This window comes from Phocaeicola vulgatus ATCC 8482 (assembly GCF_000012825.1).
Classification (GTDB): domain Bacteria; phylum Bacteroidota; class Bacteroidia; order Bacteroidales; family Bacteroidaceae; genus Phocaeicola; species Phocaeicola vulgatus.
This window is the reverse complement of the sequence record NC_009614.1, coordinates 127367-140319: the sequence shown is the minus strand read 5'-3', so window position 1 is coordinate 140319 and position 12953 is coordinate 127367. Positions and strand designations below refer to the sequence as shown.

10 protein-coding genes are annotated in these 12953 nt (G+C 42.9%); 2 read left to right on the top strand and 8 right to left on the bottom strand.

The window, feature by feature from the left end; translation table 11 throughout:
* Positions 1 to 23: 23 nt before the first annotated feature.
* The 7 genes from lpxA to BVU_RS00475 form a co-directional block, all read right to left on the bottom strand.
* Positions 24 to 791, bottom strand: a complete 768-nt coding sequence (gene lpxA / locus BVU_RS00505; protein WP_005843031.1) for an acyl-ACP--UDP-N-acetylglucosamine O-acyltransferase — start codon at positions 789 to 791, stop codon at positions 24 to 26.
* A gap of 16 nt (positions 792 to 807) precedes the next feature.
* Complete coding sequence (locus BVU_RS00500; RefSeq protein ID WP_005851058.1) at positions 808 to 2193, bottom strand: bifunctional UDP-3-O-[3-hydroxymyristoyl] N-acetylglucosamine deacetylase/3-hydroxyacyl-ACP dehydratase; 1386 nt, start codon at positions 2191 to 2193, stop codon at positions 808 to 810.
* Between the two features lie 5 nt (positions 2194 to 2198).
* Positions 2199 to 3239: a UDP-3-O-(3-hydroxymyristoyl)glucosamine N-acyltransferase gene (gene lpxD, locus BVU_RS00495; RefSeq protein ID WP_005851060.1), complete on the bottom strand. Its 1041-nt coding sequence runs from the start codon at positions 3237 to 3239 to the stop codon at positions 2199 to 2201.
* Positions 3240 to 3371: 132 nt separating this feature from the next.
* Positions 3372 to 4607, bottom strand: coding sequence for an HD domain-containing protein (locus BVU_RS00490; protein ID WP_011964621.1), 1236 nt, complete (start codon positions 4605 to 4607; stop codon positions 3372 to 3374).
* 88 nt (positions 4608 to 4695) lie between these two features.
* On the bottom strand, positions 4696 to 5514 hold the full coding sequence (gene pyrF / locus BVU_RS00485; RefSeq protein ID WP_005843024.1) for an orotidine-5'-phosphate decarboxylase: 819 nt from the start codon (positions 5512 to 5514) through the stop codon (positions 4696 to 4698).
* Positions 5515 to 5550: 36 nt separating this feature from the next.
* The gene (gene prfA / locus BVU_RS00480; RefSeq protein WP_005843023.1) at positions 5551 to 6666 is read right to left on the bottom strand and encodes a peptide chain release factor 1; all 1116 of its coding nucleotides are present in this window, start codon (positions 6664 to 6666) and stop codon (positions 5551 to 5553) included.
* A 242-nt stretch (positions 6667 to 6908) separates the two neighbouring features.
* Positions 6909 to 8078 (bottom strand): AIR synthase-related protein, encoded by a 1170-nt coding sequence (locus BVU_RS00475; RefSeq protein ID WP_005851064.1) that lies wholly within the window; start codon positions 8076 to 8078, stop codon positions 6909 to 6911.
* 1236 nt (positions 8079 to 9314) lie between these two features.
* On the opposite strand from BVU_RS00475, the gene BVU_RS00470 reads away from it, so the two are divergent.
* Positions 9315 to 9908 (top strand): hypothetical protein, encoded by a 594-nt coding sequence (locus BVU_RS00470; protein ID WP_005843021.1) that lies wholly within the window; start codon positions 9315 to 9317, stop codon positions 9906 to 9908.
* A gap of 2 nt (positions 9909 to 9910) precedes the next feature.
* Complete coding sequence (locus BVU_RS00465; protein WP_005843020.1) at positions 9911 to 10909, top strand: virulence RhuM family protein; 999 nt, start codon at positions 9911 to 9913, stop codon at positions 10907 to 10909.
* 348 nt (positions 10910 to 11257) lie between these two features.
* Here BVU_RS00465 and BVU_RS00455 read toward each other — a convergent pair whose 3' ends face one another.
* Positions 11258 to 12937 carry a glycoside hydrolase family 10 protein gene (locus BVU_RS00455; RefSeq protein ID WP_011964619.1) on the bottom strand — a complete coding sequence of 560 codons (1680 nt, stop codon included), beginning with the start codon at positions 12935 to 12937 and terminating at the stop codon, positions 11258 to 11260.
* Positions 12938 to 12953: the final 16 nt, after the last annotated feature.

Sequence of the window (12953 nt, the reverse complement as noted above, 5' to 3'; positions counted from 1 at the left end):
CAGTAAAGTTATAAAAAACTTTGTTATCTGATGATACCTCTTTGAGAATTTTCTATGAAAGAAATAATATATTCTATTTCTTTGCTCATAGGTATTTCTTTGCGTACTTGTTCCAAGGCATCGGTAACGTTCATGCCATTTTGATAAATAATGCGATAGGTGTTGTGTATATTCTCTATTAGTTCATTAGAGAATCCGCGGCGGCGGAGTCCTACGATATTGATTCCTGCGTAGGCAATGGGTTCGCGCCCTGCTATAATATAAGGAGGAATGTCCTTGCTGAAACGTGAACCGCCCTGTACCATTACATAACCGCCTACCCGGCAGAATTGGTGCATCAATACGGCGCCGCTGATAATGGCGTTATCATCAATGATAATTTCACCTGCCATCTTGGTGGCATTGCCTATGATGCAACCGCTGCCTATGATGGCATCATGTGCTACGTGTACCCCTTCCATCAACAGGTTGTTACTGCCCACTATGGTTTTGCCTTTAGCCGCTGTACCACGATTGATGGTTACATTCTCGCGAATGGTGTTGTTATCACCTATTTCGGCAGTCGTTTCTTCACCGCGGAATTTCAAATCCTGGGGAATAGCGCCTATAACAGCTCCCGGAAAAATGGTGTTGCCGTTCCCTATGCGTGAGCCATACAGTATATTGGCGTTAGGCATGATTGTGTTGTTATCACCGATAACTACATTCTTGTCGATAAACACAAAAGGACCGATTTCTACATTCTCACCAATTTTTGCTTCGGGATGTATATATGCTAATGGACTAATCATGTTGTTTTTTTAGTGGTTATTTATTTTTTACTATTTGTGCCATAAACTCGGCTTCGCAGACTACTTTCTCGCCTACAAACACATATCCTTTCATTGTGGAGATGCCCCGGCGGATAGGAGCCAACAATTCAACACGGAACAATAAAGTGTCTCCCGGCACTACTTTCTGGCGGAATTTCACACCGTCTATTTTCATGAAGTAGGTGGAGTATCTTTCGGGTTCGTCCACTGAATTAAGAACAAGCAGACCACCGCATTGTGCCATGGCTTCTACTTGAAGCACACCCGGCATGACAGGTTCCTGTGGGAAGTGTCCCTGGAAGAAGGGTTCGTTGGCGGTTACGTTTTTCACACCGACAATGTGGTTGGCGCCAATGGCAACGACTTTGTCCACTAGCTGGAAAGGATAACGGTGCGGAAGCAGTTCGCGGATGCGGTTGACATCCATGATGGGAGCTTCGTTGCAGTTATAGGACGGAGCCTGTATTTCGTGAAGTTTGATTTCTTTGCGTATCTGGCGGGCAAACTTGTTGTTGATGGTGTGCCCCGGACGGGTGGCGATGATGCGTCCCTTGATGGGTTTGCCTATCAGTGCCAGGTCGCCGATGATATCCAACAGTTTGTGGCGGGCCGGTTCGTTGTCCCATACCAAGGGAACATGGTTGATGTAGCCCAGTTTGGTGGCGTCCATGTGGGGAACCCCCATGACGTCTGCCAGCTTGTCGTAGTTTTCCTGGCTCATCTCTTTTTCGTAGATTACGATGGCGTTGTCCAGATCGCCTCCCTTGATCAGTCCGGCACCCAGCAATGGTTCTATTTCGCGGACGAATACAAAGGTACGCGCGGAAGCTACCTCGGTGGGGAATTTAGCCATGTCTTCCAGTGTGGCGAACTGATTGGACAGTATTTTAGACTGATAAGAGATCAGTGCATTCACACTGAAATTTTCGTCCGGAAGAACAATGATGGAAGATCCGGTTTCCTCGTCCCTGAATTCGATTTTTGATTTTATGATATAGTAATCCTTGACAGCATTCTGTTCTTCGATTCCTACACGCTGTATATTTTCTACATACGCTTTGGCACTGCCGTCCAGGATAGGGAATTCGGGACCGCTTACCTGAATCAGGCAGTTGTCTATACCAGCTGCATAAAGAGCTGCCAAAGCATGTTCTACTGTACTTACTTTTATTCCGTTTTTCATCAGCACAGTGCCGCGGGTAGTATCACCTACGTTTTCTGCTACGGCATCAATTATTGGTTGTCCTTCAAGATCAATTCGTTGGATTTTATACCCGTGGTTGTCCGGTGCAGGATTGAATGTCACCGTCAAGTTTACTCCGGTGTGAAGGCCTTTTCCATTTAAAGAAAAACTGCCTTTTAATGTCTTCTGTTTCAACATGGGGTTTATTTATTTAGTTGTTTTTTTAATTCTTCTATTTCTTTCTGCATGGCGTTCAGTGTGGTGTAAATTTCGGGCAGTTTTTTGTATACGGCCGATGATTTCATGAAATTCTTGGCATCGATGGCCGGAGTGCCTAGAATTTGCTCGTTGGATTTCACGTTACCGGGAACGCCTGCTTGTGCGCCGATACCTACCTTGTCACCTATCTTAATATGTCCGGCTAGTCCTACCTGTCCGCCAAACATGCACCATTCACCTACTTTGGTGGAACCGGCAATACCCACCTGTGATGCCATGACAGTGTGGCTTCCTACTTCCACATTGTGTGCTATCTGGATCAGGTTATCCAGTTTCACTCCTTTATGTACAATGGTGGCGCCCATGGTGGCACGATCTACGCAGGTATTAGCACCAATCTCCACATTATCTTCTATGATGGCAATACCTATTTGTGGAATTTTTTCGTACCCTTCGGGAGAAGGTGCGAATCCGAATCCATCAGCACCGATTACGCAGCCTGCATGCAGGGTACAGTGGTTTCCTACCAAGCAGTCGTGATAGATGGTGGCATGTGGATAAAGTGTACAATTATTACCTACTTTGGCATGGCTTCCTACAGTAGCGTGCGGGTGGAGGGAAGTGTTGTCACCAATCTCAGCACCATCGCCTACGCAGGCAAACGGAGCGATATATACATCCTTCCCCAACTTCGCAGTGGGGGCAACGTATGCCAGCGGATCTATACCAGTCTTTTTAGGTTTGCTCATTTCATAGAGGGTTAGTAGTTTAGCCAGACTTTCGTAGGCGTTGTCTACCTTGATTAAGGTAGCTTTTACTTCTTGCTCGGGAACGAAATCTTTGTTTACCAACACAATGGTAGACTGAGTATCGTAAATGTAATGAGTATACTTAGGATTTGAAAGAAAAGAAATCGCTCCCGGCACGCCTTCCTCTATTTTAGCAAAAGTATGCACAGTTGCGTTTTCATCGCCAACAATAATTCCCTGGATGTATTCCGCAATTTGTTTAGCTGAGAACTCCATAATACTGTCTAATTCTTTATGTTCTAAATGTTTCAGTTTTGTTACTTGCGTGTTACATGTTAGTGTAAACACATCATTAATTATGCAAATTACGCATTTTTTTTTTATATATCCGTACAATTCGCTAATTATTTAATGTCCGTCGTTTTCGGAACGCAGGTAACATATATAATATTTTTTGACTTTTCGGGAGAGAAGAGAGATGTTGAGCATATCCGAAGCCTTGGCTATATCGCGGGTGCTTCCATCTTTATAGATGATTTCAATACTGTCATCCTCCTTTTTATACATATTGTTTTCTATACTGGATATGGATAGGAAGTATTTTGCTTCTTTCTTGTTGATATTCAGTCTCTTACTTATTCTTGAAAGAATTTCTTCTTTTCGTGCTTTTGTGATGGAAGAGGAGGTTACCTCTACTTTGAATAGTTTCCTGTTAATCATTCCACGACTCAGAGTGGACAATACCACATCGCTGTGATTGCTCCAAACTTTCAGTGCAGTCCATATGTCATTATCATCTAATTGAATAAAATTTTCAATACAATCCGGACTGTTATAAAATTCTTTTTTATCAATAGGATGGTATAAAAAGAATCTTAAAGCGGGTGAGGCGAACAGCTCTACGCCACGTAAGGCTAATTCCTTTGCTCGTGTCAGAGTGTTGACCAGCATTTTTTCACTGGCAACGGAGGTCTTGTGCAGATATACCTGCCAGTACATCAGGCGGCGGGACATCAGGAAGTTTTCGATGGAGTAAATGCCTTTGGATTCTACTACCAGGTGATCGTCTTTTACATCAAGCATTTTGATGATGCGGGCGGACCCGATATTGCCTTCGGATACACCGGTATAGAAACTGTCACGCCGCAGATAGTCCAAACGATCCATATCCAATTGACCGCTGACCAGTTGGTGCAGGAATTTCTTGGGATATTCATCTTTGAATATCTGTATGGCAAGATTGAGTTGACCTTTCATGTCCTTGTTCATTCGTTCCATCAGCATCAAGGAGATTTCTTCATGTGAAACGCCTCCTGCCAATGTGTTTTCCAGCACATGGGAGAAGGGACCGTGTCCGATGTCGTGTAACAGGATGGCAGCTTGTACGGCTTCCGCTTCGCTGTCAAAGATGAAGTTACCTTTGGCGGTAAGGTGCTTGATCGTTTCGCTCATTAAGTGGAAAGCGCCTAATGAGTGTTGGAAACGGGTATGTTGTGCTCCCGGATATACGGCAGAGGACAGGCCCAGTTGCTTGATGCGGGTAAGACGTTGCAGCAATGGGTGACATACAATGTCATATAGTAACCCCTTCGGGATGTTGATAAACCCGAAGACGGGGTCATTTATAATTTTTCGGTCACTCATGGGGAATAATTATTCAGTGTGCTGATATGCTTAAACCAATGTATTACGCTATGTATCTACCTGGTAATTTGCATATTAGCACATTGTTTTATTGGCACATTATTTTCTCCATCTGTGCCTGGACTTTCTGAGCTTCTTGTCCTGCTACAGTCGCAAAATTCTCAGTTTTATCCGCATAGATAATGGCACGGCTTGAATTAACAATAAGTCCACAGGTACTATTCATGCCATATTTGCAGACTTCCTCTAGAGAACCTCCTTGTGCGCCGATTCCAGGTACAAGCAGGAAGTGGTTGGGAACAATTTTACGGATGTCTTCGAAAGCGCGTCCTTGTGTGGCACCTACTACGTACATCATGTTTTCATCGTTGGCCCATTCTTGTGATTTGCGCAATACTTTTTCGAAAAGGCGTTCGCCGTTGGTGTCCTCGGTCAGCTGGAAGTCGTGGGAACCCTTGTTGCTGGTAAGCGCTAGCAGGATTACCCATTTGCCTTCGTAACTCAGGAAGGGAGTCACGCTGTCTTCACCCATGTAAGGAGCTACGGTGACTGAGTCAATGTCCAGCTCTTCAAAGAATGTGCGGGCATACATGGCCGAAGTGTTTCCGATATCGCCACGTTTTGCATCGGCAATGATGAATTGGTCGGGATAGTTTTCCTTGATGTAGGATACAGTCTTTTCGAAAGCGATCCATCCTTTTACGCCCATGCTTTCATAAAAGGCCAGATTGGGTTTATAGGCGATGCAATAAGGGGCGGTAGCGTCAATGATGGCTTTGTTGAAAGCGAAGATAGGATCTTCTTCTTTTAACAGATGTTCGGGGATCTTCTTTATGTCGGTGTCCAGTCCTACACAGAGGAATGATTTTTTCTTTTGGATATTTTCAAATAATTGTTGCTTGTTCATTGCTATGTTTACAGTTTATGGTTTACGATATTTAAATTATAATTCGCTCTCTTTCAAACGTTCGGCATTCTCGGCTACAGTCAAATGGTCAATGCAGTCTTGAATGTCGCCATCCATAAAGGCGGCCAAATTGTAAATGGTATAGTTGATGCGGTGGTCGGTGATACGTCCTTGCGGATAATTGTAGGTACGTATTTTTGCCGATCGGTCTCCGGTAGATACCATTGTTTTTCGTTTGCTGGCAATGTCGTCAATGTACTTTTGGTGTTCTTTATCATATATAAAGGTACGCAGGCGAGAAAGGGCTCGTTCTTTATTCTTCGGCTGGTCACGGGTTTCGGTACATTCTATCAGGATTTCCTCTACTATTCCGGTGTTGGGGTTCTTCCAGTTGTAGCGCAGGCGTACTCCGGATTCCACCTTATTTACGTTCTGTCCGCCGGCACCACCGCTTCGGAAAGTGTCCCATTTGATTTCCCCTTCGTTAATTTCCACATCAAAAGGCTCGGCTTCGGGTAAAACGGCGACTGATGCGGCTGAAGTATGTACACGTCCTTGGGTTTCGGTGGCTGGTACACGTTGCACACGATGTACGCCCGATTCATATTTCAGAGTGCCATATACTTTATCTCCGGTTACGGAGCAGATAATTTCCTTAAAACCTCCTGCTGCTCCTTCATTGGCGCTGGATACTTCCAGTCTCCAACCTTTTGTCTCGCAGTATTTGGAGTACATACGGAACAAGTCGCCTGCAAAAATGGCGGCTTCATCACCTCCCGTACCACCGCGTATCTCCAGAATGGCATTTCGGTCATCTTGCGGATCCGCAGGAACGAGTAACAGTTTGATTTCCTCTTCCAGTTCTGGGATGCGGACTTCGCAGAGATTTGCCTCTTCGCGTGCCATCTCTTTCATCTCCGGGTCGGATTCGTTAGTCATGATTTGTTTGGCCTCTTCCAGTCCATTCAGGCATTGTATATATTCTCTACGGGCTTTCATGATGTCATTCAAGTCCTTGTATTCCTTGGTGAGCTTGACATAACGTTTTTGGTCAGCTATGACATTAGGGTCTGTAATGAGGGTGGAAACTTCCTCAAAGCGAGCCACTAACCCGTCTAATTTCTCAAGTAATGTATTATTGTTTTCTGCCATTCTTTTCTAAACATTTATTTGCGACATACCAAGTGAGTAATATCCACCCAAGTATGGCAAGTACTTTTCTTACTGTATATAGTATGTCATGCCAAGTTGTTTCATGACCCCATGCGGTAGAGATGAAATACAACTCGCGTATTGTATCAATCGTAACTAATGAGCATATTATTGCTCCTATGCCATAAAAAAATCTTTTTTTCAATGTAGCAGGCTTGGAAGTGTTATTATAATATTGCTTGTCAGTATTTGAATTCTCCAAACTCACTTTTGATAATTAGCTCCTTCTTGTCACTTTCTTCTATACGTCCCACGATCTTCGCGTCAATATTGAATGACTTGCTGATGGCGATCACCTCTTCGGCATGTTCGGGTGAGAGGTAAACTTCCAGGCGGTGGCCCATATTAAATACTTTGTACATTTCTTCCCAATCGGTGCCGCTTTGTTCCTTGATGGTTTTGAACAGAGGGGGAACGGGGAACAGGTTGTCCTTTACTACACGGCAATTGTTTCCTACAAAGTGCAGGACTTTGGTTTGAGCACCGCCTGAGCAGTGAACCATTCCGTGAATTTCAGGTCGGAGCGCATCCAGTAATTTCTTCACTACCGGAGCATAGGTACGGGTAGGTGAGAGTACCAGCTTTCCTGCATCCAGCGGACTTCCTTCCACAGCATCGGTCAGCTTCAAATTGCCACTGTACACTAGTTCTTCGGGTACTGCCTTGTCATAGCTTTCGGGATACTTCTCGGCCAGGTATTTTGCGAACACGTCGTGGCGGGCACTGGTGAGTCCGTTGCTGCCCATGCCTCCGTTGTATTCTTTTTCATAAGTAGCCTGTCCGTAAGATGCCAGACCTATGATGACGTCACCCGGGCGAATATTGGCATTGTTAATGACATCGGTACGTTTCATGCGGCATGTTACGGTAGAATCTACGATGATGGTACGAACCAAGTCACCTACATCAGCAGTCTCGCCTCCGGTAGCGTATACGCCTACACCCATTTCGCGAAGTTCGGCCAACAGTTCATCCGTTCCGTTGATGATAGCGGAAATGACTTCACCCGGAACGAGTAGCTTATTACGGCCGATAGTTGATGAAACCAGAATATTATCTACTGCACCTACACACAACAAGTCATCGATGTTCATAATCAGTGCATCTTGTGCAATGCCTTTCCATACGCTTAAATCGCCGGTTTCTTTCCAATACAAATAAGCCAGTGATGATTTGGTACCTGCACCGTCAGCGTGCATAATGTTGCAATATTCAGGATCTCCGCCTAGAATATCGGGGATGATTTTACAAAAAGCTTGCGGAAAAATACCTTTGTCAATGTTCTTAATGGCGTTGTGCACATCTTCCTTGGATGCTGACACACCGCGCTGCATGTATCGTTGATTGCTCATGAGTTATATATTTTATTCAATTGAATGTGCAAAAATAGTTATTATTTTGCTTATAGCCTTGAGTTTTATGAAAATAAAAGAGGAGAAGGGATTTATTCTGTTCCCATATTATTGCCGTTCCTGTTTTAGATTTATTGTTATGCTCTTATTTTTTAGACAAGTAAATTTAATATGTATATCGAACAGGCATTAATATCATACACTATTTATATGTTACAATGCCTTGTCAATATAGCGTTATAAAGAAAGACGCATAGTACAACCACCCCCCATCAATATCAAAGATCTTAAAGACTATAAAAGAAAACACGGCCTAATTTAACGTGAAATATAAAATTCCCCCGTCATCTCATCGTCTTCATTATCAGTATGTTCCGGTGTGAAAATATCTGTAAAGGCCCCGAAACGGTTGGTAATCGCCGGTCAATGTACCACATTGCGCCCACCATACCCATAGCGGCAAAACTCCAACAGATGTACCTTGCCGGCAGTATGTTACCATGAAAACAGCCTTATGGCTTTATTGCTTCACCTGTGTGAAGCGGCAGTTTCACACAGGTGACAACGGCTCTTCACCCGAATGATAGGGCCTGTTCATCTGGGTGATGGTACAGATGGTGCACTCTTCTTGCACGGATACTGCCGTAAATATACCAAGATTACGTATCCAATATGACAACCGGCATCTGACGAGCTGGCTTCCGCAAGGAAAAACGAAAAAAAACACTTTGTGGGGATACAGAAAATTCTGTCACTGCATATCGTTGTATATCAGTATAATGCGGTGGCGGAACAAAAACATTGCAGTGCGGAAATAAAAAATAACAGTACGTAAAGTTTTATCAGATTATAACTTAACGACAAAGATGGATATGCCCGGCAGACAAACTTTTTGAGAGCCGGGCATCTGCAACGACATAATGTGTCATGCCAAAGAAGCAGTTTGCATTTTATTTTAGATTTTCATCAGTTTGATACAACCGATTGAAGAATAAACTTTTAGCGTAGTATTTGAGAAACAGAGGTAACGATTTAGTAACCGTGCGAATATCAGCGATTTGCGGTGCTATGCTGTCAAACAACTCTTTGCATTTATAAAGTTAATAAAATTATTCGGGGAATAATGCCTACTATCAAAAAAACTGCATCCTATCTTTGTAGATAGTCCATATAAAAAGAATGCAACCTCACAAATTATAGCTATCTTTGTGATTGAAACTCAATGCATCAATTACAATGGCAAAAATTACCGTTCAAAATACAGATATTAGCGTTGTCAAATACAATGAAGAAGACTATATCAGCCTTACAGACATGGCAAGAAGCCAACTGCAAGATGAGCATGGAAACATTTTTGCTAAAATGAATACTTCTGCCTTTATCGTAGAAGATAAAATTCATGCAATATATGAAAATGGGAAATTGTACTTTCAAAGTTATACAATTGCAAATCAAATATTTTCGCTAATAGATTTTGTTACAGAAGCCACAAATACAGAAATTGAATCATTTGGCGAAATAAAAGGTATAGATGTAAATGCAGAGAATATAAAACATATCGCAAACATAAAAACTCGTCGACTCATAAAATTATTATCTAGCACAAACAACATTGCTACTTTTATGCGAAAGACGTTTCGAACGAAAACAAGTCTTTTAAAGAAATATGGAATCAATGCACAAATTAATGGGAACAATGAGTTAGTGTTACCGACCAATAATGTTGTTGAGCTAAATCGTACTTTAGAATTTCTTAATGAAGATATATTTAGAGGTATCATCACTGATAGCCTTTATCGTTCAAATTCCAAGAAAAAAGACAATCGCTAATCATGAGTGAGAATAACAAAATAATACTCTATCAAGACGATAATGAGATAATACGTGTGTCTGTTCGCTTTTCCGATGAAGATTTGTGGCTGACACAGAATCAGTTGGCGGAAATATATTGTACTACACAACAGAATATCAGCCAACATGTAGATAACATCTATAAAGACGGAGAATTATTCACAGAAGCAACTAACAAGAAATTCTTGTTAGTTCGTCAGGAAGGCAATCGTCAGGTGAGACGTAACATTGACCATTACAATCTTGACATGGTTATCGCCTTGGGCTATCGTGTGCAATCTCAGGTTGCAACCCGTTTTCGCCGTTGGGCGACTCAACGGCTTCATGAATATATCCAAAAGGGATTTGCTATGGATGATGAGCGGTTGAAGCAAGGGGGTAATCGTTACTTCCGTGAGTTGCTGCAACGCATCAGGGATATTCGTAGTAGTGAACGTAACTTCTATCAACAGGTTACGGACATATATGCCACAGCCACGGACTATGACCCACGGGACGAGATGACAAAGATGTTTTTTGCCACCGTGCAAAACAAGCTCCATTATGCCGTTCACGAAAATACGGCAGCGGAAGTTATCTATAATCGTGTGGATAATGAGAAGCCGTTTGTGGGTATGACGAACTTCAAAGGCAACTATGTGACTAAGGACGATGTGAAGATTGCCAAGAACTATTTGTCAGAAATAGAACTCCAGCGTTTGAATCTGCTTGTTTCCGGTTTCTTGGACTTTGCCGAGTTCCAGGCATTGGAAATGAATCCCATGACCATGAAAGATTGGATAGAGGCATTGGATAATCAGATTATTGCCCATAAACGAAAGGTTTTGATTGATAAGGGACGTATTTCACATAAACAGGCGATTGAAAAGGCAGAAAAGGAATTTGCCATCTATCGCAAACGCGAAATGGATTTGCTTGAAAGTGATTTTGATAAAGAAATCAAAAGATTAAAGGACAAGAATGATAATAATCCAAACTAATCCACTACCTTTGCATTTGAAGTCAGCGTTCTTTGGGTTTAACAAGGCAGAATACAGAACTTCGCTCGTTTCTAAATCGTTACCTATCAAGAAGCCAATCTTTGCAACCCATTCAATTTGAGCGATAAAGACAATGCACAATGTCTTGCCACGTGGTAGGTCAAACGAACCTTGAAACCGCATTGTATGATTATATCTTTGAGTATTTTGTTACAACTTCCGCGTCCACCGTGATACAACACATCAGAGGCAGGTTGCCGTTGGGTTTGGCACTGCCTTTCTTCACGTAGAATAACACTTTGAATGTACTTCGCTACGCTTTGCCCAAATTTACTTTTTGCTATGTGTTTATTTTACGATTGTTCCGACAAAGGTTTGTGCTCCTGCATTATTCAAGATATATACTGTATAGAATCCGCCGGGTAATGAGGCTATGGACATTTGGGGTGCATAAACAAAATATTTTATTTCTTCACCGGTAACAGTAAATATTTTCACTGTCTTTGCCTCTTTTATTTCAGGCAGGGTGAGAATATCTCCGTCATTTAGTAAAGGCATGTCCGTTTCTGAAATTGCATTCAGTTCCAAGGGAGCACTTTCGTTTCCAAAACGGTCGGCAGCTGTTACGGCAAAATAACGTTTTTGTCGCCAAGGTGAAATAGGGGTATATTCGTATTCCGTATGGGTGAGATAGGTTTCCAGTAAGTTTCCGGCATCTGTGATATCTACCGGATAGGTATCCGAGGCATAAAGATGATAGGTGACAAGACCTCCGTTGTTATCTGTGGAAATCTGCCAGCTCATGTGCATTTTGCCGTCCGGCAACAGTTGCAGGGAAGGCATGGCCGGAGTGGATGGGGGGATGCTGTCCATCCAGGTCATTGGGGGAATCAATGCCGGAGTGGTATAGAAATTCTCTTGGAGTTCGTCCCAAATGCCTTTGGTGTTGTTCAATAGAAAACGATTGCGGAAGTAGGCTTGTCCGTTTAGTTTTATCTGACGGGTGAAATGAAGTTGGCGGACTATTTCGTCCAACGGCCAATTTTGTTCGTCGGGAGAGAGGAAATAAATGCCCAAACCTGGTACTATCCAGCGGTTACCGCAATTCTCTTTCCAATCCAATGCAAAAGGATAGAAATTATTTCCCTGAAAATACATCATCGGGAACAACGCATCATGAATACCTTCTTTTAGCCATTTCTGAGCATCTTGGTAAACTACATGATAAGCGTTCCATCCACGGGAGGGATATCGGTTGGTATCTCGGTATTTGCCAATAGGGGAACTGCTGACTTTCACCCAGGGTTTGATAGTCTTGATGTCGGTATAGAGCCTATGCACAATATCTGTGATATTATCACGCCGCCATTGTTTCAACTCCTTACCTTTGCCGTATTTCCGGTAGGTGTCCTTGTCGGGAAAGTTGTCGGCTTGCTCAGGGTAGCGGATGTAATCGAAATGAATGCCGTCTATATCATAACGGGAAGTTATTTCTTTTACGATGCATGACAGATATTCTTTGGTTCCCGGATTTCCCGGGTCCAAGTACCAGTTACCTTTATAAAGTTTGCAAATAGTCCGGTTTTTCCGTACTACGGAGCTACGTCCTTGCAATTGTACTTGACGGGTGTTTCCGGCAGGAATCGTAACAATCCATGCATGTAGTTCCATGCCGCGTTTGTGGCATTCTCCGATGGCGAAAGCCAAAGGGTCATATCCGGGATTCCCTCCTGTGCTACCTGTCAGTGATTCGCCGAAAGTTTCTATGGCGGAAGGATAAATCATATCTCCGCGCAGACGGGTTTGCAACAATACCGTATTGAAATTGGCGGCTTTCAGGCGATCCAGTATATCACATAATTCTTTTTGCTGACGCCGGATGCCTGATGCGTTTACTGCCTTGTTACGAGGCCAGTCCATTCCTCCGAGCGTAGTGATCCAGGTGGCACGGATTTCATATTTAGGTTGTGAGAAAACGGGTGATAAACTCACTATGACTAGTAATAAAGTTATAAAGAATGTTCGCATTTACTTTAATTTTAGG

Bases quoted from the DNA above. Each gene is read 5' to 3' on its own strand.
- lpxA (WP_005843031.1), bottom strand. From the start codon at position 791: ATGATTAGTCCATTAGCATATATACATCCCGAAGCAAAAATTGGTGAG.
- BVU_RS00500 (WP_005851058.1), bottom strand. From the start codon at position 2,193: ATGTTGAAACAGAAGACATTAAAAGGCAGTTTTTCTTTAAATGGAAAA.
- lpxD (WP_005851060.1), bottom strand. From the start codon at position 3,239: ATGGAGTTCTCAGCTAAACAAATTGCGGAATACATCCAGGGAATTATT.
- BVU_RS00490 (WP_011964621.1), bottom strand. From the start codon at position 4,607: ATGAGTGACCGAAAAATTATAAATGACCCCGTCTTCGGGTTTATCAAC.
- pyrF (WP_005843024.1), bottom strand. From the start codon at position 5,514: ATGAACAAGCAACAATTATTTGAAAATATCCAAAAGAAAAAATCATTC.
- prfA (WP_005843023.1), bottom strand. From the start codon at position 6,666: ATGGCAGAAAACAATAATACATTACTTGAGAAATTAGACGGGTTAGTG.
- BVU_RS00475 (WP_005851064.1), bottom strand. From the start codon at position 8,078: ATGAGCAATCAACGATACATGCAGCGCGGTGTGTCAGCATCCAAGGAA.
- BVU_RS00470 (WP_005843021.1), top strand. From the start codon at position 9,315: ATGGCAAAAATTACCGTTCAAAATACAGATATTAGCGTTGTCAAATAC.
- BVU_RS00465 (WP_005843020.1), top strand. From the start codon at position 9,911: ATGAGTGAGAATAACAAAATAATACTCTATCAAGACGATAATGAGATA.
- BVU_RS00455 (WP_011964619.1), bottom strand. From the start codon at position 12,937: ATGCGAACATTCTTTATAACTTTATTACTAGTCATAGTGAGTTTATCA.